Origin of the sequence: Janthinobacterium sp. OK676 (assembly GCF_900103595.1) — a bacterium.
Classification (GTDB): domain Bacteria; phylum Pseudomonadota; class Gammaproteobacteria; order Burkholderiales; family Burkholderiaceae_D; genus Janthinobacterium.
In genome coordinates, this window is record NZ_FNHA01000008.1 from 64,557 (window position 1) to 85,669 (window position 21,113).

Sequence of the window (21,113 nt, forward strand, 5' to 3'; positions counted from 1 at the left end):
ATGACGAACAAGGTAATTGGCGAATTGCTGGAAGACCGTGCCCTGAGCCTGGAAGAGCTGGCGCGCGCCTGCGCCGTGGAACCGGACTGGGTGGTGCAGCACGTGCAGACGGGCGTGCTGCTGCAAAATGGCCCGCCGGCGGGCCAGCTGACGGCTTGGCGCTTCACCAGCCTGGACCTGGTGCGCGCGCGCCGCCTGCATGAAATCGAATCCGTGTTCGACGCGAACGCCGAACTGGCCGCGCTGGTGGTCGATTTGTCGGAAGAAGTGGCGCGCCTGCGCCGCCGCCTGCACGTGCTGGGCGTCGAGTAGCGCTTACTCAGACTCGCCGTGGCGCGCCACGGTGAGCCTGGCAATGTAAAACTGCCCGTTGACGACGACCCGGTGCGGTATGCCGGCCACGTCGAAGCCGGGACCGCCGTCTTCCATCCACTCCTGCGCCAGCGAGTCGAATTGCTGCGGCGTCATGCGCAGCATCTGCGCCGTGATGACGAAACGCGCGCCAGGTTTCTGTTTGTTGACGAAGTCGTCGATGCCGGCCATGTGAATCCTTGTAATTGAAAGTTGACCCAAGTAAGGCCGGGGTCGGACCCTCAGGGTCCGACCCCAGTGTCTGCCGTTGGGGGCTAATCATACCTGTGGCCCACTTTTTCTAAAACCCCTGCACCAGCAACGGCAACTGCTCCGCAAAACGTTCAGTGAGCCATTTGCCCGCCTGGCCCGGCGGCGTGTCGGCGCGCTGGATCAAATAAATCGGGTAATTCTCGCCATTGTCGACGGCCAGCGGCAGGTGCACCAGACGGCCTGCCTCCAGGTCGTCGCGCACCATCGCTTCGGGCATGTTGCCCCAACCCAGGCCCGCGCGCAGCAGCGCGTGCTTGGAGCCGAGGTCGCCCAGGCGCCAGTTGCGCAATCCCAGCACGCCGAAATCCTGGCCCTGCGTCAGCACGCTGCGGTCGCTGAGCACCAGCTGCACGTGTTCGCGCGCCACGTTGGAGGCAATCGGCCCGGCCAGCTGCGCCAGCGCGTGGCTGGGGGCGGCCACGGGAATCAGGCGCACGTGGCCGACGGCCAGGCGCTCGAAGACGCTGGCCGTGGCCGTCATCCAGCCACCGAGGCCGATGTGGCAGCTGCCATCCATCACCAGTTGCGCCACGGCGCCCATGGCTTCGATGCGCAGGCGCAGGGCGACGGTGGGGAACTGCGCCTGGAACGCTTCGAGCACGCGCACCAGCACGCAGGTGGGAAACATCACGTCGACCACCACCGATACTTCCGCTTCCAGCCCGCCGGCCAGCGCCTTGGCCCGCGCGCGCATGCCGTCGACCTTCAGGGCCACGGCGCGCGCGTCGGCCAGCAGGGCCTTGCCCGCGTCCGTCAGGGTGGGCTTGCGCTTGCCGCGGTCGAGCAGCACGACGTTCAGTTGTTCTTCCAGGTTGGCGATGGTGTAGCTGATCACCGATTGCGTGCGGTGCAGCTGGCGCGCCGCGTGGGCGAAGCCGCCCGCGTCGATGACGGCGACGAAGACGCGCAACTGGTCGAGCGAAGGCTGGCCCGGTTCTCTCATGCTGGCTCCATATCTAAAAATTCGATGCTAATCATTTATATTTAAACGGTTTCATCGATAGTAGACCCGAACTATGATGTGTGCAAGTGCAGCAAACGCCGCACCCCATCTATCGATCTTGAAGGAGTGCATCATGGCAAACGTACTACACATCAATAGCAGCGTGCGCAACAGCGGTTCCCTGTCGCGTCAACTGTCGGGCGAATTCGTCGCCAAGCTGGCCGCGCAAGGCGACACCATCGTCGTGCGCGACCTGGCCGCGCAACCGGTGCCGCATCTGACGGAAGAAGTCATGGGCGCGTTCTTCACGCCGGCCGAACAGCGCAGCGCGCAGGCGGCAGCGGCCGTGCAATTGTCCGATACCCTGGTCGATGAATTGCTGGCCGCCGACGTGCTGGTGCTGGCAGCGCCCATGTATAATTTTTCCGTGCCTTCGACCCTGAAGGCGTGGATCGACCACGTGGCGCGCGCTGGCCGCACCTTCCAGTACACGGCCAATGGCCCCGTCGGCCTGGCCACGGGCAAGAAAGCCGTGATTTTCACGGCCAGCGGCGGCGTCTACAGCGAAGGCCCGGGCGCCGCGTATGACTACCTGAGCACCTATCTGCGCACGGCGCTGGGCTTCATCGGCATCACCGACATCGAGTTCGTGCAAGCCGAAGGCGTGGCCATGGGCGAGGATGCCGTCACCAGCGCGATCGCCAAGGGGCGTGCGTCGATCGAGGCGCTGGCTGCCTGATATACGCCTTTCGAGGGATTGCCAAGCTGGCATGCTTGGCATAAGCTTGCCGGCGGCACGCCCCGTGCCAGTCGGCGAGCCGTTCGCCATGAAAGTCCCTCATGCACAAGTTGGCCAGCGCAGTATTGTTCGGATGTTCCTTGTTTTCAGCAGGTATTGCGCCGGCGCAGACTGTGCCCCCGGCGCCGTCCCACGTGGGACGTCATGCCTCCACGCCCGAGGATATCCGCGCCATCGAGAAAGTCGTCGCCGACTTCCAGGCGGCGCTGATCGCCAAGGATGTCAAGCTGCTGTCGTCGCTGCTGCTGCACACGAACATCCTGTTCGCCTCGCCGGCCGATGACGCTTTCATCCAGAAAATGCGCGACACGACGGACGTCCACTTCGACGGCGTCCCGGCGGCCGGCTACGTCGGTTTCGCCAACTACATCAAGCGCGAACCCCTGCGCACGGAAGAAAAATTCTACAACGTCAAGATCACCCAGGACCGCCATGTGGCGTGGGTCAACTTCGACTACGAATTCCTCGTCGGCGACAAACTGTCGAACTATGGCGTCGAAGCGTGGCAGATGGTCAAGCGCGACGGCCTATGGAAAATCCTCAGCGTCGTCTGGTCCATGCATGCCGCAGCCGAGGCGGCGAAATAGGGCAGGCGCCAGGGGCGTTCAGTACAGAGTTGCCTTCTCATAATTTTTTCGCATCGTCTATACTTTCAATGGGCGTGCCGCCATGCCTGGAAATCAGGCAGGCGTTCAAGTTTTTCCCTGTGCCGCGTAATAAAAAGCAGATAAGTGAGTCAGTATCCTGAGCAAGCGCGATTGCATGTATTCCAACCCTACGCCGGGCAGGGCCGTTGAGACAGGCTGCCCGGGGATGTCATTTTTGGAGCAAACATCGTGCCGATAAAGTACGTTGATACGTATGAGATAAATTACACGGCGGAACCCTTGCGCGGTTGCAAACTGTGGGGCGCCTATGTGTCTCTGTACACCCCATCGAGCAATCCCATGCATCGAAACAATATCGTCAAAAAGCACCGCGTGCTGGCCGACCATCCGTTCGCGACGGAAGCCGAAGCCGTCAGCGAGGCGGCCGAGGTGGCGTTGAAGCTGGTCGAGCGGCGCCAGCGCCGTTACGTCTTCCACCCCTGATGCCATTGCGCCGCATCTTCCAGCGCGCGCCAGGGCAGGATCTGCACGCGGCCCGAATGCACGGCTTCCAGTTTCACATGCGTAACCGGCTCACCCGGCGTGGCCGCCGCGCACACCTTGATGACGAGGAAATGCTTTTCCTTGTTGACCGGTGTCACGGCAGTCCATTTGCTGTTGAGTAATTTGTTTGGACGCAAGTTATTGCGATGTGGAAGGTGCATGGCGGGCCCCGGATTGGCGTGATGGCGATCTTGCCATTATCATGCAAGTTCCCGCCACGCACGAGGACCGCCATGAAACGCCAGTTGCACCTGCTCGTCATCGACCCGCAAAACGATTTTTGCGACCTGCCCGCCGAATGGCTGCCTGCCGGCGCCGCGCCTGCCCTGGCCGTGCCCGGCGCCCACGCCGACATGCTGCGCGTGGCCCAGCTGATACGTGAAGGGGGCAACGGCTTGACGCAGATCAGCGTGACCCTTGACGCCCACCACCGCTACGACATCGCCCACCCCGCTTTCTGGCGCACGGGCGACGGCGCCCCGGTCGCGCCATTTACGCAGATCTGCGCCCGGCAAGTGCGCGACCGCTTGTTCCTGCCCGCCGCCAGCGGCGCCTTGCCGCGCGCGCTGGCCTACCTCGATGCGCTGGAGCAAGCGGGGCGCTATCAATTGATGGTGTGGCCCGTGCATTGCGAGATTGGCAGCTGGGGCCAGAATATCCACGCCGCCGTGCGCGCCGCCTACAACGCCTGGGAAGTGGATCATTTGCAAGTGGTGGCCAAGCTGAGCAAGGGTTCCAATCCGTGGACCGAACATTACTCGGCCGTCATGGCGGAAGTGCCCGATGCGCAGGATGCGGCCACCCAGCTCAACCTGGATTTCCTCGCCACCCTGCTGCCGGCGCAGCAGATTTACGTCACCGGCGAAGCGGGCAGCCATTGCGTGAAAGCCAGCACCGAGCACATCGCCGATTACCTGGAAGGGCAGCAAGGCAAGCAGGCCCTGTCGCGCCTGGTCCTGCTGACGGATTGCATGAGCCCCGTCACGGGCTTTGCAACGCAGCAGCGCGACTTCCTTGCCGCCATGCACGAGCGCGGCGCGCGGCTGGCCACGTCGGCCGACGTCTTGCCCGAGTTGCTGGCCAACGCAGGCGATTGAGGCTGTCCTGCAAGCGGACCCTGCCGAAATGCCTGCGGTGGCGTACTATTCTGGCTTCAGGAAGTTGGAGAAAACACACATGACCCCGATAGTGCGCAGTTTGCTGGAAACCGATCTGTATAAATTTACAATGTGGCAAGCCTTGCTGCACGGTCATCCGAATACCCATACCGAATACGAATTTGTCTGCCGCAACGCCACCGCCTTTCCCCTGGCCGAACTGAAGGGCGAGCTGGAAGAACAGCTCGACCACCTGTGCTCGATGTCGTTTGCGGACGATGAGCTGGCTTATCTGCGCACCCTGCGCTTCATGAAGAGCGACTTCGTCGACTTTTTGACGGTGTTCCGCTTCCAGCGCAAGTTCATCGACGTCAGCACGAATGGCGACACCTTGCTCGTGCACGCGGCCGGGCCGCAGGTGCACGTGATGGGTTTCGAGATTTTCGTGCTGTACATCATCAATGAACTGTATTTCCGCCGTTTTGACCTGGACGCGGCCATGCGCGAAGGGCGCCACCGCCTGGGCTTGAAAGTGGAAGCCGTCAAGGAATTCGGCAAGTTGCCGCGGCGCAAGCATCCATTTGAATTTTCCGACTTCGGCGTGCGCCGGCGTTTTTCCGGCGCCTGGCACGACGAAGTAGTGCAGCGCCTGGCGCGCGAAGTGCCCGAGTATTTCAAGGGTACGTCGAATGTCTACCTGGCGAAAAAGCTCGGCATCGTGCCGATCGGCACCATGGCGCATGAATACATGCAGTCGTTCCAGTCGTTCGGCGTGCGTCTGCGCGATTTTCAAAAGGCGGCACTGGAAGACTGGGTGCAGGAATACCGGGGCGACCTGGGCATCGCCCTGACGGACGTGGTCGGCATGGATGCTTTCCTGGCCGACTTCGACCTGTATTTCGCCAAGCTGTTCGACGGCTTGCGCCACGATTCGGGCGACCCCGTCGAGTGGGGCGAGAAGGCGCTGGCCCACTACGCGGCCCTGCGTATCGACGCCAATACCAAGCGCCTCGTGTTTTCCGACGGCCTGGACCTGGACAAGGCCTTCGCCCTGTACCAGCACTTCGCCGACCGCATCATGACGGGCTTTGGCATCGGCACCAATCTCACCAACGATGTCGGCTTGACGCCGCTCAACATCGTCATGAAACTGGTGCGCTGCAATGGCCAGTCCGTGGCGAAGCTGTCCGATTCGCCGGGCAAGACCCTGTGCAAGGATGAGACCTTCCTCGCCTATTTGCGGCAAGTGTTTCACCACCCCGCCGTCCAGGCGCCTGTCTAGTGGGGTAGGTCGGATTAGCGGGGCCGCCGAGGCGGGGCAAAGCCGCGCGTAATCCGACAAAGCTGACAAGCCCGGCGGGCAGCCGGTGCGCCTGGGTGTTTGAAACCTCGCCTTAAAACCCCGTCACCACCGTATTCATATGCTCGACCTGCGGCGGTGCGGCAAAAAATTCACCGACCAGGCCGCGCCATGCCTGGAAGTCCTCGCTGCCGCGGAAATGCACGGTATGGTCTTCCAGGGTTGTCCAGCCCACGACCAGGCGGTAGGCGTCGCCGTTTTCGATCGAGCGCTCCAGGCGCATCGATTCGCAGCCGCGCGCGCGCTGGAACAGGGGGACGGCTTTCGTCACGGCCGCTTCGAAGGCTGCGTGCGTGGCCGATTTGATCTGGATGTGGGCAATTTCAAAAATCATGGCAAGTTCCGGTTTTGAAAGAAAGAATGCAGATCTTGCCACAGATTGTGCCCGCTTGCGGGCGGTAATGGGGCTGTTGCCGTTCAGCTGGCGCCGCTGTCCCTGTCCAGTGCTTGCTGCAAATAGGCTTCCAGCTGGGGCACGTTCATGCTGGCGACCTCCCTGGCCAGGGCATGGCTGAGCCGTTTTTCCACCTGGGCGTCCAGGCTTAGACGCAGCTGTCCCAGGAACTTGGGCGCGGCGACGAGGCACAGCTTGCTGTAGCGCCGTTGCTGCAAGCCCTGCTGCAACACTTGCGCGATCTGCCGGGCAAACTGTTCGTTCGCATGCTCGACTGGCGCCACCCTGGGCTCGGCCGTGTGCGCCTGCGTGCCCGCCTGCGTCCCGGCCCGCATGCCGCTGCCGAAGCGTCCGCTGGCATCGCTGTTCAGGGCGTTCTCCGTTTCGCGGCCCGCCGGATTGACAAAATCCTGCAGCTCGCCCAGCTGGTTTTGCTGTCCCAGCGCAAACAGCCGCGCCCGGCTGCTGTCGGCCACTACCACCCACGTGACGTCCATGCTCATTCTCCTTGCTGTGCGCCCGGCTAGCGCGACAGGGCCGCCACGCCGCCGTGCCTGTTCTGGCCGCAACGGGCCGTACGCTGTTCGATATCGCTGCCGCCGCACGCCTGCACGATGGCGTGTGCGCGCTCGTGTTCATCGGCATGGCGCGTGGCCACCACCAGGCGGACCATGCCGCGAAACGCCGCCTTGCCGTAGTTGCGCCGGTACAGATCGTTGTCGCCGCCGAACAGGGCATGGACGGCCCGTTCCAGCCAGCTGCTGAGGGTGTCGTAATTGCCGACCGTAAAATTGCCCTGCACGGGGCCAGCCTCGTCGTCGCCCGCGTCCAGCTGCACGGCGTGAGGAGGAAAGCCTTCGGCCAGCAGCCGGTTGCGGGCGCGCTCGGCATCGGGCAAGTGGTCGAAGATACGGATGAGGGTAATGTTGCCGCTGCTGCTGTCCATGGTCCGGCCTTTCAAGGAGGTGTACTTGATTTGACCGGCGAGGCTGTAAATAATTCTGTCTCAGCCTGTAAAATCCTCGATCAAGAGGCAAAAGTTTGATAAATATCCAGTATGGCTGCCAAGTCGCGCTAAGATACGCCTTGGGGAATCAATCTTTCATAGGAGAACCAAATGGCAGCGAAAAAAATTCTGTTTTTGACCGGCGATTTTGCAGAAGATTATGAAACGATGGTGCCGTTCCAGGCCCTGCTGATGCTCGGCCATACCGTGCATGCCGTCTGCCCCGGCAAGAAGAGCGGCGAGACGATCAAGACGGCCATCCACGATTTCGAGGGCGACCAGACCTACACGGAAAAGCCGGGCCATCTGTTCACCCTGAACGCCAGCTTCGACGACATCGATCCGGCCCACTATGACGCCGTGATGATCGCCGGCGGACGCGCCCCTGAATACCTGCGCCTGAACGAGAAAGTCATCGCCGCCGTGCGCCATTTCGCCGAAGCGGGCAAGCCCGTCGCGGCCGTCTGCCACGGCGCGCAGTTGCTGGCCGCCGCCGACGTCATCCGCGGCAAACGCATTTCCGCCTATCCCGCTTGCGCGCCGGAAGTGAAACTGGCGGGCGGCACGTATGCCGACATCGCCGTCACGGACGCCGTCACGGATGGCCAGTTCGTCACGGCACCCGCCTGGCCCGCGCATCCGGCCTGGCTGGCGCAATTCGTCAAGCTGCTCGGTACCGAAATTCATTTGTAACCTTCACCAGCCCGGCAGGCCGCAGCGCTTGCCGGGCGCATCACTTTTCAGATTCGAGTTCTTCATGCATGCGCCGCGCAGTCAACCTTCCCGCAAACAACTTCCAGCGTCGCGCTGGCGCCAGCGCCGCCTGGCGCAAGCCGCATCGGGCCTGAGCGCCGCGCAGGAACGCCAGCTGGCCACCCTGCACGAGATTTCCACCTTGCTGGCGGGACAGCACGCCATCGATGCATTGTGCCGCGGCTTCCTGCGCCACGTGATGGAGTTCGCGCAGGCCGAGGGCGGCACCGTGCGCATCCTCGATCCGCAGCAGGACACCGTGCACATCATCGTGCACGAGGGTATTTCCGACGCCATGGTGGAAGAGGAGCACTGCATCCGCAACAACGATTGCCTGTGCGGCGCGGCCGTCGCGCAAGGCGTGATCCAGATCCGCGATTTCCGCCAGGTCGATGCGCTGCAGCGTTATCGTTGCCAGGAAGAAGGGTTCATCGCCATCGCCGTCTTTCCCATCCTCGCGCGCGAGCAGGTGGTCGGCAGTTTTTCGCTGCACTTTGCGCGTCCGCAAGCCGCCCATGCGCAGCAGCAGGGCTGGCTGGAAACCCTGGGCCAGAGCCTGGGCATCGCCATTGAAAACCAGCGCCTGATCGCGCGCGAAAAGGAATTCGCCGTCGCGCGCGAACGCAGCCTGCTGGCCGAAGGCTTGCATGACAGCATCGCGCAAAGCCTGAACTTCATCAGCCTGCAAGTGCAGATGCTCGACGACTCCGTGCGCCGTGGCCAGCTCGACGAAGCGGCCGAAGTGCTGCCGCTGATGCGCATGGGCGTCGAGCAAAGCTACCAGGACGTGCGCGAACTGCTCGTCAATTTCCGTACGCGCTGGCATGGCAGCGACCTGGAAAGCAAGCTGTCGGAAGTGCTGGCCAAGTTCGAGCTGCAGACGGGCGTCGTCGGCTCGCTGGAAATGAGCGGCAACGGCGCGCCACTGGCGCCCGAGCAGCAGCTGCAGATCCTGTTCATCGTGCAGGAAGCGCTGTCGAATATCCGCAAGCACGCGCAGGCGAGCAACGTGGCGCTGCGCGTGGACAACGGGCGCGACTTTGCGCTGCAGGTGCGCGACGATGGCGAAGGCTTCGCCGCCAACCTGCGCGACAAGAAAACGGAATTGCAGATCGGCTTGCGTATCATGCAGGAAAGAGCCGAGCGGCTCGGTGCGCAATTTGCCATCGACAGCACGCCCGGCGGCGGCACGACGATCTCGCTGGCCTTGCCGGCGGCCCGGCGCCAGGCCGCGTAACAAATGAATCATCTTTATCAGGCAACAAACACGTGAACGTACCAATCAAAATCCTGCTGGTCGACGACCACACCTTGCTGCGCAGCGGCGTCAAGCTGCTGTTGCAGCGCAATCCTCAATTCCAGGTGGTGGGCGAGGCATCGAACGGGCTGGACGGCGTGCGCCTGGCGGCCGAGCTGCAGCCCGACGTGGTGCTGATGGACTTGAACATGCCCGGCGTGTCCGGCGTCGAGGCGCTGCAGCTGATCTTGCAGGACCTGCCGCAGATGGTGGTGCTGATGCTGACCGTGTCGGAAAACGCGGCCGACCTCGGTGCCGCCCTGCGCGCGGGCGCGCGCGGCTATTTGCTGAAAAATATCGAGGCCGAACAGCTGGGTCAGGCCATTTGCCGCGCGGCCGCCGGCGAATCCGTGATCGCCGACGCCATGACGGCCAAGCTCGTGTCGCAGTTCCGCGCGGGGCAGAACGCGCCCCAGGAAGACTACGACAAACTGACGCCGCGCGAACGCGAAGCGATGGCCTGCCTGGCGCAAGGACTGAGCAACAAGGAAATCGCGCGCCAGCTGGACGTGGCCGAAAGCACGGTGAAAATCCACGTGCAAAACATCCTGAAAAAGCTTAAGCTCAGCAGCCGCGTGCAGATCGCCGTCTACGCGGTCGAGCGCGAGTTGAGCAAATAAAGATCAAGCAAAGCGCAAATACACAACAAGGAATCCGCGATTGTTTGACCTGCATGGCGTTCCGGCCTAGACAACCCTAGTTCCTTTGACGTATGGCCTTGACCGTGCCGGCCCATTACACTCTTAGTCATTCGCTAATCTAATAAGAGAGTGTCATGCATAAGGTCAACGTCGATGGCTTGCTGTCGAGCCAGGCTCTGTTCCGCCATATTTCCCCTTCGCAATTAGAGCAATTGCGCCAGGATGTCGTGCGCGTCGAAGTGGAAAAAGGCAAAGTGCTGTTCCGCAAGGGCGAAGTGGCGGAAGGCGCCTACGTGGTGGTTTTCGGCCTCGTCAAGCTCAGCGTGTTTTCCATGGAAGGGACCGACAAGGTTCTGGAACTGATCCGCCCGGGCCAGAGCTTCGGCGAAGCCATGATTTTCCTCGATGAACCCTATCCATTCTGCGCCGAAGCGCTCGAACACTGTTTGTTGCTGCGCATCCCGCCACACGCGCTGCTGCGCCTGCTTGACCAGTCGCCCCGCATCGCGCGCCAGATGATGAACAGCCTGTCGCACCACCTGATGGGTTTCATCCGCAATGTGGAGCGCTGCTCCGTGCAGAACGCCACCCAGCGCGTGGTCGAGTATTTGCTGCAGGCGTCGGACCAGCAGCGCTCGAACGAAGTCAAGCTGGACCTGAAGAAAAGTTTATTGGCATCGTTCCTGAACCTGGCGCCCGCCACCCTGTCGCGCGTGCTGCACCAGCTGACGGACTTGCACCTGATTAAAGTCAGCGGTTCGCTGATCCAGATCCAGCCCGATGCCTTGAAAACGTATCGTCACGGTTCCGCCACCGCGGCCATGCTGAATTAAGCTTTTTCAGCAGGCAAGGTCAGCCGCCAGAACAGCAGGGCGAGCAAGCTGACCGCCGCGCCCAGCGCGCACACCCCATGCCAGCCCGCCAGCGCATACACGCTGGTGGCGGCAATCGCTCCGAGTCCGCTTCCCACCGCATAAAACAGCATGTAGCACGCCACCAGGCGGCTGTGTGCGTCGCTGTCATCCTTGAAGATCAGGCTCTGGTTCGTCACGTGGATGGCCTGGCCCGCCAGGTCCAGCGCGATGATGCCGACGATTAACGGCCACAGGGCCGCGCCCGCAAAGCCGAGCGGCAGCCACGCGGCCAGCAGCAGCAGCAGGGCCGCGCCCGTCGTCCATTGCGCGCGTCCCTGGTCCGCCATGGCGCCCGCGCGTGCCGCGCCCAGCGCGCCGATCACGCCCACGAGGCCAAACGCGCCGATGGCCGCATGGCTATAGCCTTGCGCCGTCAGGGGCAGCACGAGGGCGCTCCAGAAAATATTGAAGACGGCAAACATCAGCAGGGCCAGCATGCCCCGCACGCGCAAGACCTTGTTGTGCAGCAGCATGTCCAGCATCGAGGCGAGCAGGGCGCCATACGCGAGCTTTTTGCTGGACAGCGCCGGCGGCGGCAGCATGCGCCACAGCAGCAGCAACAGGGCGCCAGCGATGGCCGCCGAAACAAAATACACGGCGCGCCAGTCGGCCACATCGGCTACCACGCCGGACAGGGTGCGCGCCAGCAGCAAGCCGATCACCACGCCGCCCTGCGCGATGCCGACGACTCTTCCCCGCTCATGGCTGGCCGCCGCGCTGGCCGCGTAAGCGATCAAGCCCTGCGTCATGGCCGTGCCCAGCAAGCCGACCATCAGCATGCCGCCCAGCAAGGCGGCCGTGGAACGGGCGCAGCCCAAGGCCACCAGGGTAATGGCCAGCATGGCCAGCTGGAACAGGGTCAGCCGGCGCCGGTTCAGCATGTCGCCCAAGGGCACGAGCAGCAGCAGGGCCAGCGCGCAGCCGATCTGCGTGGCCGTGATGACCATGCCGCTGGCGGCCTCCGTCATGCCGAACTCGTGCGCCAGGGTGGCGAGCAAGGGCTGGGCGTAATACACATTGGCCACGCTGAGGCCGGCCGCCGTGGCAAACAGCCAGACGAGGGTGGCGGGAAGTGCTGTCGTGATGGGAGTCGTTGTATCGCGCATGGGAGGTCAATTAAGTAGTTTCAAATTAAAACCAGTTGGAGTCTACGCCGAGAAGTTTTAAAATGCAACCACTCAATCCTGGAGAATGCCCGTGGCCAAGCGCAAGAGCCTGAAAACCGACCCCTGTCCCGTGGCGCGCGCGCTCGACGTGATTGGCGAGCGCTGGTCGCTGCTGATCGTGCGCGACGCCTTCGACGGCATGCGCCGGTTCGGCGAATTCCAGAAAAGCCTGGGCGTGGCGAAGAACATCCTGGCCGACCGCCTGCACACCCTGGTGGAAGAGGGCATCTTCACGGTTGCGCCCGCCTCGGACGGCACGGCTTACCAGGAATACGTGCTGACGCCCAAGGGGCTGGCGCTGTTTCCCGTCGTCGTCGGCTTGCGCCAGTGGAGCGAGGCGCAATTGTTCGAAGCGGGCGAGGCGCATTCGACCTTGCTGCAGCGTGGCTCAGGCTTGCCCGTGCGCCGCATGGACGTGCTGGCGCCCGATGGGCGCGTGTTGCAGGCTGGCGACACGGTCGTGCACAAGGTGTCGGCACAATGAAGCGCGTGGCCGTGCTGGGCGGTGGCATCACGGGCGTGACGACGGCGTATGCGCTGGCCAAGCGGGGCGTAAACGTGACCCTGATCGAGCGCCACCGCTACGCCGCCATGGAAACGTCGTATGCGAATGGCGGACAATTGTCGGCCTCGCACGCGGAAGTGTGGAATCACAAGGCAACGATTTTGAACGCCCTGAAATGGATGGCGCGGCGCGATGCGCCCTTGCTGCTTCATCCCTGGCCCAGCTGGCACAAGCTGAGCTGGTTTGCGGAATTCCTCGCCGCCATGCCTGGTTATGAGCGCAACACCATCGCCACGGCGCGCATGGCGATCGCCGCGCGCGCGCATCTGTTTGCGTGGGCCGAAGCGGAAAACATCGACTTCGATCACCGCCGCGCCGGCATCCTGCACGTCTACCGGGAGCGTGCAGGCTTCGAGCGGGCGGCCGGCGTGTCGCGTCTGCTGGCGCAGGGCGGCTTGCAGCGGCGCGCCGTCACGCCGCAGGAAATGCGCGCCATCGAACCGGCCCTGGCAGGCGACTTTTACGGCGGCTACTACACGGACAGCGATTCCACGGGCGACATCCACAAATTCACGAACGGCCTGGCCGACGCCTGCGCCCGCCTGGGCGTGGCCTGCCGCTATGGCGAGGAAGTCACGGCGCTGGCGCGCGAACACGGCAAGGTGCGCGTCGCCATGAGGGAGGACAGCAGCCTGTTCGACGCCGTCGTCATCTGCGCGGGCACGGCCAGCCGCGCCATGGCGGCCAGCCTGGGCGACCATGTGAACGTGTATCCCGTGAAAGGCTATTCGATTACCGTGCAGCTCGATGATGCCGCCAGCCGCGCGGCCGCGCCACAGGTCAGCCTGCTCGACGACGCGACCAAGCTGGTCAGCAGCCGCCTGGGCGAAGACCGGCTCCGGGTGGCGGGCACGGCGGAATTCAACGGCGTCAATTACGACATCCGCGCCGACCGCATCCGCCCGCTGTTGCAGTGGGTGCAGCAGTGCTTTCCCGGCGTGAACACGCGCAAGGTGATCCCGTGGGCGGGCTTGCGCCCCATGCTGCCCGACATGCTGCCCAAAGTGGGGCCGGGCAAGGCGCCGGGCGTGTACTACAACACGGGCCACGGCCACTTGGGCTGGACCCTGGCGGCCGCCACGGCGGAGATGGTGGCGACGATGATTGGTGCTGGCTAGTTCTTCGGCAGCAAATCGCTGAGCGCGGCACGGCCCTTGACGGTGAGGAAGGGGCCGACCTTGTTGTAGGGCAGTAAAAAGTCGTTTTCGCAGCCGCTGCCGTTCGGATCTTCCCAGAACGATACGCCTTCCGGTTTCAATGACAGGTGGAAGCGGCCGCGGCCGTCGTAATCCGTGCCCTTGCATTCGGCGTCGATTTTCACGCCCTTGAACAGGGCCTGGCGCAGGCGGTCCGGCAATGCGGCCTTGTCGTCGCCATCGCTGGCGCTGGCGCCAAACCAGTTCCATACGTCCGTTTCCTGGCCCGTTTTCACGTCCCAGGTGCGGAACTTGATGGAGATGCCGCTGGCGCCATAGCCGGCCGCCCAGCGGTAGAACTTGACCGTCACCCAGCGCGGCGACCAGTAGGTGGGATCCGCATACACTTCGTCTTCCGTCGTGAAACCGTTGCGGCCCAGGTATTCGCGGCGCGTGGCATAGAAGTCTTCCAGGTCCTTCTTGTTTTTCGCCAGCACGGTGCGTAGCTGCGCATTGATTTTCGCCACGCCGTCGCCGGGCGCCATCAGTTCCACGGTGATGGTGTCGCCCACTTGCAGATTGCGGTATTGCTTGCCTTCGAAGGTGACGGGTTTGCTTACCTTGGTGGCGGGAAAATCTTCCAGCGCCAGGTTGTAGGCGTCGCTGGCGCACGATGGATGTTCGCGGTCGCCCGCCGCTTCCAGCAGGGTCAAGGCCAGGGGCAGGGTCTTGCCGCTTTTCGGGGCCGTCCAGGTGCCGACGAGTTTTCCGCCTTGCTGCGCGTTCAGCGACCACGTCCCCGTCGTATTGCCCTTGGCGTCGAGTTCCTGCCACAGGGCCTTGCCGTTCGGCTTGGCCAGCATGATCGGCGTCTTGTAGCGCGCGTAGTAATAGCTGCCGCTGCGGTCAGACCCTTGCGTGGTGCTGGGCTGGTTGAAGCAGGCCACGATATTGGCCTTGCCCACGGTGCCCTGCCACACACCTTGCACGGGCGGCTCGGCGGCCATGGCGGCATTCAGGGCGGGCAGGGTCAGGCAAGCAAACAGAAAGCGGCGCATCGGTTAATCCTCTCGTGGGCGAAGGCCGATTCTACATGGCCGCGCCCACGAGATGCCACACCTGAAGCTATGCGCCGGGACGCTCCTGCGCCACGACAGCCATCGCCGCGCCCAGGTATTGCAGCATGGCCGCGTCGACGAAGCTGCCTTCCATCAGACGCGGTTCCTGCTGGTGCGCCTGGCGGAATTTCAGCTGCGTGGCCGGGTCCGTGCCCGCGTAGGAGCGGAACAGTTCCAGCCACTGCCGCGCCAGTTGCAGCACGGCCGGATCGGTGGGCGGCGTGCGCGCATCGATGGCGGCGCGCACGGCGGCGATCAGGGCCGGCCACTCGCCCGAACGCTTGCCGTAGTTGGCCACCAGATGCGCGTATTCCTGCTCATCGAGGAAAGGTTTGTACAGCGCCATGCGCGAGGCGTTGAAGGCGGCGAGGATGAACTGCATCAGGTCCGCATCGATGCTGGTCGTCGCCTGCATCGATGGTTCCTGCGCATGCATGTCGTTCAGGCGCGCGAACAGGCCAGGGTGGGCCCCCGTGTCGCGCACCAGCTTGACCATCCATTCCGTGGCCAGCGCCTGCGCTGGCGCATCGCCGGGGCCCGCGCCCGCGTCCTTGGCGGCGCGCACTCTCATTACCAGCGCTTTCCATTCCTGTTCCACGGCCGCATCGGACAGCAGCGGCAGTTGTTGCAGTTCTTCGTGACTAAAGTATTTGTCGTACATGGTCATCAACTCCATAGTGGTGAGCCACTCGGCCAGTTCCGGCGCCTGCCCCTGCGTCAGCTGCGTTTGCAGGGTGCGCAGGCGTTCGCGCAAGGTGGACGCCTGCGCGATCTGGCGCTCCAGCATGGCGATCTGCCGCGCCACGATGGAGGAGAGCGGCAGGTCCGGGCCGGCGAGGGCGTTGGCGATATCGGCCAGCGACAGTCCGAACTTGCGCAGCGCCATGATCCGGTGCAGCCGGTCCATGTCGCCGTGCTGGTACAGGCGGTAGCCAGCTTGCGTGCGCGCCGAAGGCGAGAGCAGGCCGATGCTGTCGTAGTGGTGCAGGGTGCGGATGGTCAGGCCCGTAAGCCTGGCCAGTTCCCCGATTTTCAACAGCATCGTCTTCTCCTTGTCTTCAGTGCGTGTCGCCACGATCGCGCCTGACGTAAGGTCAGGGTCAAGCAGGAATGTAGCAGAGGAGCCGAAAAAACCGTAAAAAGAATCCGTTGACCTTCATTTTTTTGTACGGTATATTTATAAAACCGAACGACGACTGCAGCATGAGCGGCGCGTTCGAGCCACATGGAATAACGAAAAAAACGTTGTGCGGCGCAGCAAGACGCGCCGTAGGCAGGGCTGGAAAGATAATCCGCGCAGACGGATTTTTTTCACAGTTGGTTTGTACGTTAAATATAATATGCCACCGGCAAGACCCGGGCGGCGAGAGAGACGACCATGATGAAAAGTATCGTTTGCGATACGCCCGGCAGTTTGCGCATGGAGCAGCGCGCCGTGCCCGTGCCCGCCGAGGGCGAAGTGCTGCTGCGCATACGCCGCGTCGGCATCTGCGGCACCGACATGCATATCTTCCGCGGCACCCAGCCTTTCCTCAGCTATCCGCGCGTGATGGGCCATGAACTGTCCGGCCATATCCACAGCGCGCCAGCCGGCTCGCGCCTGGCCGCGGGCGACCAGGTTTACGTGATGCCCTACCTGTCGTGCGGTACTTGCGTGGCCTGCCGCCAGGGCAAGACCAATTGCTGCACCCGCATCGAAGTGCTGGGCGTGCACCGCGACGGCGGCATGACGGAATACCTGGCGCTGCCCGAGCGCTTCGTCTTCAAGACGGAAGGCATTTCGCTCGACGACGCGGCCATGATTGAATTCCTGGCCATCGGCGCGCATGCCGTCAAGCGCGGCGCGGTCGATGCCGGCAAGCGCGTGCTGGTGGTGGGCGCCGGCCCGATCGGCATGGCCGTGATGCTGTTCGCGTCCTTGAAAGGCGCCGACGTGACGGTGCTCGACGGCCGCGCCGACCGTTTGCAGTTCTGCCGCGACGCGCTCGGTATCACCCGCACGGTGCAGCTGGGCGACGGCGACAAGGAGCAGCTGTCGGACGCCACCGGCGGCGAATTCTTCGACGTGGTGTTTGACGCCACCGGCAATATCGCCGCCATGGAGCGGGGCCTGGACTTTGTCGCCCACGGCGGCTCCTATGTACTGGTGTCCATCGTGCGCGACCGCCTGTCCTTTTCCGACCCTGAATTCCACAAGCGCGAAACGACCCTGCTGGGCAGCCGCAACGCCACCGTCGACGATTTCGAGGAAGTGGTGGCGGCCATGAAGGCGGGCAAAGTCCCCACCGCGCTGCTCAATACCCACCGCACCACGCTCGACGAATTTACGGGCGTGCTCGATCGCTGGATGCAGCCAGAAGCTGGCGTCATCAAGGCCATCGTCGAGGTCTGAGATGAGCGATCTCAACCCCATCCTGCAGTTTGGCACCAGCCGCTTCCTGCAGGCGCACGCCGACCTGTTCGTCAGCGAAGCGGCCAAGACAGGCGAGGCGCTGGGCCATATCACCATCGTGCAGACGACCGGCAGCGCGCAGGGCGCGGCGCGGGTGGCGGCGTTTCGCCAGGCCGGCGGCTACCCCGTGCGCATCCGCGGCTGGCACGACGGCGCCCAAGTCGACGAGGTGCGCCGCGCCGACGCCGTCACGCAGGCGTGGCAGGCCGGCAGCGACTGGCGGCAGGTGCGCGATGCGGCCGTGGCCGCGCGCGTGATCGTCTCGAACACGGGCGACACGGGCTACCAGCTCGATGACGCCGACCACGCCGGCATGCTCGATGGCGCGACCGTTCCCGCCAGCTTTCCCGCCAAGCTGCTGGTGCTGCTGCACGGCCGCTTCCTGGCCGGCGCCGCGCCCATCTCGATTTTTCCGTGCGAACTGGTGGCCGACAACGGTCATGTACTGCGCCAGGTGGCCGTGACCCTGGCGCGGCAGTGGCGCTGCGATGCCGTGTTCATCGCCTACCTGCAAACGGGCTGCCTGTGGATCAATTCCCTCGTCGACCGCATCGTTTCCGAAGCGATCGAACCGATAGGCGCGGTGGCCGAACCCTATGCGCTGTGGGCCATCGAGGCGCAGGAAGGCATGCTGCTGCCGTGCCGCCATCCGCAACTGGTGGTGACGGGCAATCTGCGCGAGTATGAACAGCGCAAGCTGTTCCTGCTTAACCTGGGTCACACCTATCTGGCGCAGCTGTGGATGGAACGGGGCAGCCCGGCCGGCATGACGGTGCGCGAGGCGATGGACGATGGCGCCATGCGCGCCGCGCTGGAAGCCCTGTGGCACGAGGAAGTGCTGCCCGTGTTTGCGGCCATGGGCACGCGGCACGGCGACGCGGCGCTGGCCTATGTGGCGCAGGTCAGGGAACGCTTCGGCAATCCCTTCCTCGCGCACCGCCTGGCCGACATCGCGCAGCACCACGCTGGCAAGATTGAGCGGCGCATGGCGCCCGTGGCGGCGCTGGCGCGGCAGCTGTGTCCCGCCCTGGCGCAGCCTCGCCTGCGCGCCATGCTGGCGCCGGGAGCGCAGCCATGAACGCCCCCGTCACCGCTGTTGTTTCTTTTCTGGCATGCCGATCCAATCCGATATCGACTAAAATGGCCCACTCATCCACTTTCCCTTTCGCTGGCATAGCGCGTTCATTCATCCATGTCCAAACCCGCCACCGTCTTCAAGCGCAGTACCAACCTGCTGTTGCAATTTCTCGCCGAGAATGTCGCAGTGGGCGAGATGCTGCCGACGGAGCAGTTCCTGACCACGATCTGCCAGGGCAGCCGCACGGCCATCCGCAGCGCGATCGCGTATCTGTCGACGCGGCGTCTGATCGCCAGCCCGGCGGACCGGCGTTTGCTGCGCAAACCCATACCGGGCGACTACTTCGATATCTCCGAATTGCAGTCGGGGGCGGAGCGCATCCAGCAGGTGCTGATGGAGCGCGTGTACCAGCGCGACATGCCACCGGGCGCGGAGTTTTCGGAGGCGGAGCTGGCGCGCGAGGCGGGCGCCAGTACCGTCAGCGTGCGCGAATTCCTGATCGGTTTTTCGCGCTTCGGCCTGATCGAAAAGAAGCCGCGCGGCGGCTGGCGCCTGTGCGCGTTCGACCGCTCGTTTGCCACCGAACTGGCGGACATGCGGCGCATGTTCGAGATGGCGGCCGTGGAGCAGTTTGCGCACCTGCCGCATGGCGATCCGGCGTATGCGGAACTGGCGCGGCTGATCAAGCAGCACGAGAAGCTGGCGGCCAGGATAGACACACGCCACAATGCGTTTCCGGCGCTGGACCGCGAGTTCCACACCTTCCTGATCGGCCTCTTGAACAACCGCTTCGCGCAGGGCTTCTACGATATCGTCTCGTTCGTGTTTCACTATCACTACCAGTGGGACAAGGGCGAGGAAAAGGGCCGCAACCAGTACGCGGTGCAGGAGCATCTGGCGATCCTGCGCGCGCTGGCCGAGCACGACGTGCCGAAGGCGCTCGAGGCCATGCGCTCGCACCTCGATTCATCGCGCAGCACCATGCTGTCGTCGATCGGCACGCGGGAAAAACTGAGCCAGCCGGGCGCCTAGCCGTTTTTGCCGGGGAGGGTGCGCCATGAGCCTCGCTTCCCGGCCTAGCAGCCTGCTCCTGATGTCGCCCGAGGATAACTGCCTGATCGCCAGGACAGCCCTGGCCTGCGGCGAGGTCGTCGCCATCGACGGCCTGCCCGTCACCCTGGTGCAAAACATCCACATCGGCCACAAGGTGGCGCGCCGCGCGCTGGCCGTGGGCGACAAGGTGCTGCGCTACGGCGCCCTGATCGGCAGCATCACGGCCCCCGTCGCCATCGGCGAACATATCCATACGCACAACCTGGCAAGCGATTACATCCCCACGTTTACCCTGGGCCAGGACGGCCACCATTTCCTGGACAAGGACGACCAAGCATGAACGCTCCAACGACGACACCCGCCCTGTCGGGCTACCTGCGCGCCGATGGCCGCAAGGGCATCCGCAATATCGTGGTGGTGGCCTATATGGTCGAATGCGCGCACCACGTGGCGCGCCTGATGGTCAACGCCTTTCCCGGCCAGCCCGTGCACCTGATCGGCTTTACGGGCTGCTTCCCCAACGAATACGCGGACCAGGTGATGCGCCGTTTGCTCACGCACCCGAACGTGGGGGCCGTACTGCTGGTGTCCCTGGGCTGCGAAGGCTTCAACAAGTACGGCCTCTCCAGCGCCGTGACCGACAGCGACCGCCCCGTGCACACGATCACGATCCAGGAAAACAGCGGCACGCGCCCCAGCGTGAGCAGCGGCGTCGAGTGGATCGGCTGGGCGCTGGAACACCTGGCGCGGCAGGAGCGCGTGCCGATGGGCATCGATGAGCTGGTCGTCGCCACCATCTGCGGCGGCTCCGACAGCACCAGCGGCATCAGCGCCAACCCGGCCGTCGGCGTGGCGTTCGACACCCTGATCGCGGCCGGCAGCCCCTGCATCTTCGAAGAGACGGGCGAGCTGGTGGGCTGCGAATACCACATGCAGCGGCGCGCCATCAGTCCGGACCTGGGCAATGCCATCGTCGAAACCGTGGCCAAGGCCGCCCGCTACTACACCATCATGGGCCATGGCAGCTTCTCGCCGGGGAACGCCGATGGCGGCCTGACCACGCAGGAAGAAAAGTCGCTGGGCGCCTACGCCAAGAGCGGTTCCTCGCCCATCGTCGGCATTCTGAAACCGGGCGACCAGCCGGCCGGCGGCGGCCTGTACCTGCTCGACGTGGTGCCGGACGGCGAGCCGCGCTTCGGTTTCCCGAACGTGTCGGACAACGCGGAAATCGTCGAACTCATTTCCTGCGGCGCCCACATCACCTTGTTTACCACGGGCCGCGGATCGGTGGTCGGTTCGGCGATCTCGCCCGTCATCAAGGTGTGCGCCAATCCGCAAACCTTCGAGCGCCTGGCCGACGACATGGATATCAACGCGGGCAAGATCCTCACGGGCGAAGCCAGCCTGGAAGAAGTGGGCGCGGAGATCGTCGCCGCCGTGCTGAACGTCGCCAATGGAGAACTGAGCCGCTCGGAAGACCTGGGCCACCAGGAATTCGTGCTCACCTATAAACAATTCGACGCGGTGGGGCCAGGCTGCTTCCCATTGCGCGCCGCGTGAGGGCCG

The 21,113-nt window shown here is 64.0% G+C and carries 26 protein-coding genes; 17 read left to right on the forward strand and 9 right to left on the reverse strand.

Annotation, left to right across the window (positions count from 1 at the left end; translation table 11 throughout):
- Window positions 1-312, forward strand: coding sequence for a chaperone modulator CbpM (locus tag BLU39_RS16645; protein WP_046685292.1), 312 nt, complete (start codon window positions 1-3; stop codon window positions 310-312).
- A gap of 3 nt (window positions 313-315) precedes the next feature.
- On the opposite strand, the gene BLU39_RS16650 is transcribed toward BLU39_RS16645, so the two are convergent.
- Together BLU39_RS16650 and BLU39_RS16655 are read right to left on the reverse strand one after the other, a co-directional pair.
- Window positions 316-543, reverse strand: a complete 228-nt coding sequence (locus BLU39_RS16650; protein WP_092714863.1) for a hypothetical protein — start codon at window positions 541-543, stop codon at window positions 316-318.
- A gap of 109 nt (window positions 544-652) precedes the next feature.
- Window positions 653-1,567 (reverse strand): LysR family transcriptional regulator, encoded by a 915-nt coding sequence (locus tag BLU39_RS16655; protein ID WP_092714865.1) that lies wholly within the window; start codon window positions 1,565-1,567, stop codon window positions 653-655.
- Window positions 1,568-1,700: 133 nt separating this feature from the next.
- Between BLU39_RS16655 and BLU39_RS16660 the strand changes: the two genes are divergently transcribed.
- From BLU39_RS16660 to BLU39_RS28985, 3 genes are all read left to right on the forward strand, one after another.
- Window positions 1,701-2,306 (forward strand): FMN-dependent NADH-azoreductase, encoded by a 606-nt coding sequence (locus BLU39_RS16660; RefSeq protein ID WP_058051372.1) that lies wholly within the window; start codon window positions 1,701-1,703, stop codon window positions 2,304-2,306.
- A gap of 194 nt (window positions 2,307-2,500) precedes the next feature.
- On the forward strand, window positions 2,501-2,953 hold the full coding sequence (locus BLU39_RS16665) for a hypothetical protein (RefSeq protein ID WP_139178317.1): 453 nt from the start codon (window positions 2,501-2,503) through the stop codon (window positions 2,951-2,953).
- Between the two features lie 360 nt (window positions 2,954-3,313).
- Window positions 3,314-3,457, forward strand: a complete 144-nt coding sequence (locus tag BLU39_RS28985) for a hypothetical protein (protein ID WP_232731324.1) — start codon at window positions 3,314-3,316, stop codon at window positions 3,455-3,457.
- Here BLU39_RS28985 and BLU39_RS16675 read toward each other — a convergent pair.
- Window positions 3,439-3,678 carry a TIGR02450 family Trp-rich protein gene (locus BLU39_RS16675; protein ID WP_092714869.1) on the reverse strand — a complete coding sequence of 80 codons (240 nt, stop codon included), beginning with the start codon at window positions 3,676-3,678 and terminating at the stop codon, window positions 3,439-3,441. The two genes, BLU39_RS28985 and BLU39_RS16675, sit on opposite strands and share 19 nt — an antisense overlap.
- A gap of 72 nt (window positions 3,679-3,750) precedes the next feature.
- Between BLU39_RS16675 and BLU39_RS16680 the strand changes: the two genes are divergently transcribed.
- A complete protein-coding gene (locus BLU39_RS16680; protein ID WP_092714871.1) occupies window positions 3,751-4,614 on the forward strand; it encodes a cysteine hydrolase family protein in 864 nt (287 codons plus the stop codon).
- Window positions 4,615-4,693: 79 nt separating this feature from the next.
- A complete protein-coding gene (gene pncB / locus BLU39_RS16685; protein WP_092714873.1) occupies window positions 4,694-5,896 on the forward strand; it encodes a nicotinate phosphoribosyltransferase in 1,203 nt (400 codons plus the stop codon).
- A 112-nt stretch (window positions 5,897-6,008) separates the two neighbouring features.
- On the opposite strand, the gene BLU39_RS16690 is transcribed toward pncB, so the two are convergent.
- The 3 genes from BLU39_RS16690 to BLU39_RS16700 form a co-directional block, all read right to left on the reverse strand.
- The gene (locus tag BLU39_RS16690) at window positions 6,009-6,308 is read right to left on the reverse strand and encodes an antibiotic biosynthesis monooxygenase family protein (protein WP_092714875.1); all 300 of its coding nucleotides are present in this window, start codon (window positions 6,306-6,308) and stop codon (window positions 6,009-6,011) included.
- Between the two features lie 83 nt (window positions 6,309-6,391).
- Window positions 6,392-6,865, reverse strand: coding sequence for a host attachment protein (locus tag BLU39_RS16695; protein ID WP_157808892.1), 474 nt, complete (start codon window positions 6,863-6,865; stop codon window positions 6,392-6,394).
- A gap of 26 nt (window positions 6,866-6,891) precedes the next feature.
- Window positions 6,892-7,314 (reverse strand): hypothetical protein, encoded by a 423-nt coding sequence (locus BLU39_RS16700; RefSeq protein ID WP_092714880.1) that lies wholly within the window; start codon window positions 7,312-7,314, stop codon window positions 6,892-6,894.
- Between the two features lie 171 nt (window positions 7,315-7,485).
- Between BLU39_RS16700 and BLU39_RS16705 the strand changes: the two genes are divergently transcribed.
- The 4 genes from BLU39_RS16705 (at window position 7,486) to BLU39_RS16720 (ending at window position 10,898) form a co-directional block, all read left to right on the forward strand.
- Window positions 7,486-8,067: a DJ-1/PfpI family protein gene (locus BLU39_RS16705; RefSeq protein WP_092714882.1), complete on the forward strand. Its 582-nt coding sequence runs from the start codon at window positions 7,486-7,488 to the stop codon at window positions 8,065-8,067.
- 64 nt (window positions 8,068-8,131) lie between these two features.
- Window positions 8,132-9,364, forward strand: coding sequence for a GAF domain-containing sensor histidine kinase (locus tag BLU39_RS16710; RefSeq protein WP_092714884.1), 1,233 nt, complete (start codon window positions 8,132-8,134; stop codon window positions 9,362-9,364).
- 32 nt (window positions 9,365-9,396) lie between these two features.
- Window positions 9,397-10,044, forward strand: coding sequence for a response regulator (locus BLU39_RS16715; RefSeq protein ID WP_092714886.1), 648 nt, complete (start codon window positions 9,397-9,399; stop codon window positions 10,042-10,044).
- A 155-nt stretch (window positions 10,045-10,199) separates the two neighbouring features.
- Window positions 10,200-10,898 carry a Crp/Fnr family transcriptional regulator gene (locus BLU39_RS16720; RefSeq protein WP_046685278.1) on the forward strand — a complete coding sequence of 233 codons (699 nt, stop codon included), beginning with the start codon at window positions 10,200-10,202 and terminating at the stop codon, window positions 10,896-10,898.
- Here the strand turns inward: BLU39_RS16720 and BLU39_RS16725 are convergent.
- Complete coding sequence (locus tag BLU39_RS16725) at window positions 10,895-12,085, reverse strand: MFS transporter (RefSeq protein WP_092714888.1); 1,191 nt, start codon at window positions 12,083-12,085, stop codon at window positions 10,895-10,897. The genes BLU39_RS16720 and BLU39_RS16725 overlap by 4 nt on opposite strands.
- 91 nt (window positions 12,086-12,176) lie before the next feature.
- Here BLU39_RS16725 and BLU39_RS16730 point away from each other — a divergent pair, with 91 nt between their 5' ends.
- A complete protein-coding gene (locus BLU39_RS16730; protein ID WP_092715288.1) occupies window positions 12,177-12,629 on the forward strand; it encodes a winged helix-turn-helix transcriptional regulator in 453 nt (150 codons plus the stop codon).
- Window positions 12,626-13,828 (forward strand): D-amino acid dehydrogenase, encoded by a 1,203-nt coding sequence (locus BLU39_RS16735; RefSeq protein WP_092714890.1) that lies wholly within the window; start codon window positions 12,626-12,628, stop codon window positions 13,826-13,828. The genes BLU39_RS16730 and BLU39_RS16735 overlap by 4 nt, the downstream gene beginning before the upstream one ends.
- On the opposite strand, the gene BLU39_RS16740 is transcribed toward BLU39_RS16735, so the two are convergent.
- Complete coding sequence (locus BLU39_RS16740) at window positions 13,825-14,904, reverse strand: hypothetical protein (protein ID WP_092714892.1); 1,080 nt, start codon at window positions 14,902-14,904, stop codon at window positions 13,825-13,827. The genes BLU39_RS16735 and BLU39_RS16740 overlap by 4 nt on opposite strands.
- Before the next feature lie 67 nt (window positions 14,905-14,971).
- Window positions 14,972-16,006, reverse strand: a complete 1,035-nt coding sequence (locus BLU39_RS16745) for a MerR family transcriptional regulator (RefSeq protein WP_092714894.1) — start codon at window positions 16,004-16,006, stop codon at window positions 14,972-14,974.
- A 339-nt stretch (window positions 16,007-16,345) separates the two neighbouring features.
- Here BLU39_RS16745 and BLU39_RS16750 point away from each other — a divergent pair, with 339 nt between their 5' ends.
- The 5 genes from BLU39_RS16750 (at window position 16,346) to BLU39_RS16770 (ending at window position 21,107) form a co-directional block, all read left to right on the forward strand.
- Window positions 16,346-17,356 carry a zinc-binding alcohol dehydrogenase family protein gene (locus BLU39_RS16750; protein ID WP_092715291.1) on the forward strand — a complete coding sequence of 337 codons (1,011 nt, stop codon included), beginning with the start codon at window positions 16,346-16,348 and terminating at the stop codon, window positions 17,354-17,356.
- A gap of 1 nt (window position 17,357) precedes the next feature.
- A complete protein-coding gene (locus BLU39_RS16755; RefSeq protein ID WP_092714897.1) occupies window positions 17,358-18,494 on the forward strand; it encodes a mannitol dehydrogenase family protein in 1,137 nt (378 codons plus the stop codon).
- A 114-nt stretch (window positions 18,495-18,608) separates the two neighbouring features.
- The gene (locus tag BLU39_RS16760; RefSeq protein WP_092714899.1) at window positions 18,609-19,526 is read left to right on the forward strand and encodes a GntR family transcriptional regulator; all 918 of its coding nucleotides are present in this window, start codon (window positions 18,609-18,611) and stop codon (window positions 19,524-19,526) included.
- A 25-nt stretch (window positions 19,527-19,551) separates the two neighbouring features.
- Window positions 19,552-19,887, forward strand: a complete 336-nt coding sequence (locus BLU39_RS16765) for a UxaA family hydrolase (RefSeq protein ID WP_092714901.1) — start codon at window positions 19,552-19,554, stop codon at window positions 19,885-19,887.
- The gene (locus tag BLU39_RS16770; protein WP_092714903.1) at window positions 19,884-21,107 is read left to right on the forward strand and encodes a UxaA family hydrolase; all 1,224 of its coding nucleotides are present in this window, start codon (window positions 19,884-19,886) and stop codon (window positions 21,105-21,107) included. Before BLU39_RS16765 ends, BLU39_RS16770 begins: the two co-directional genes overlap by 4 nt.
- Window positions 21,108-21,113 lie beyond the last annotated feature (6 nt).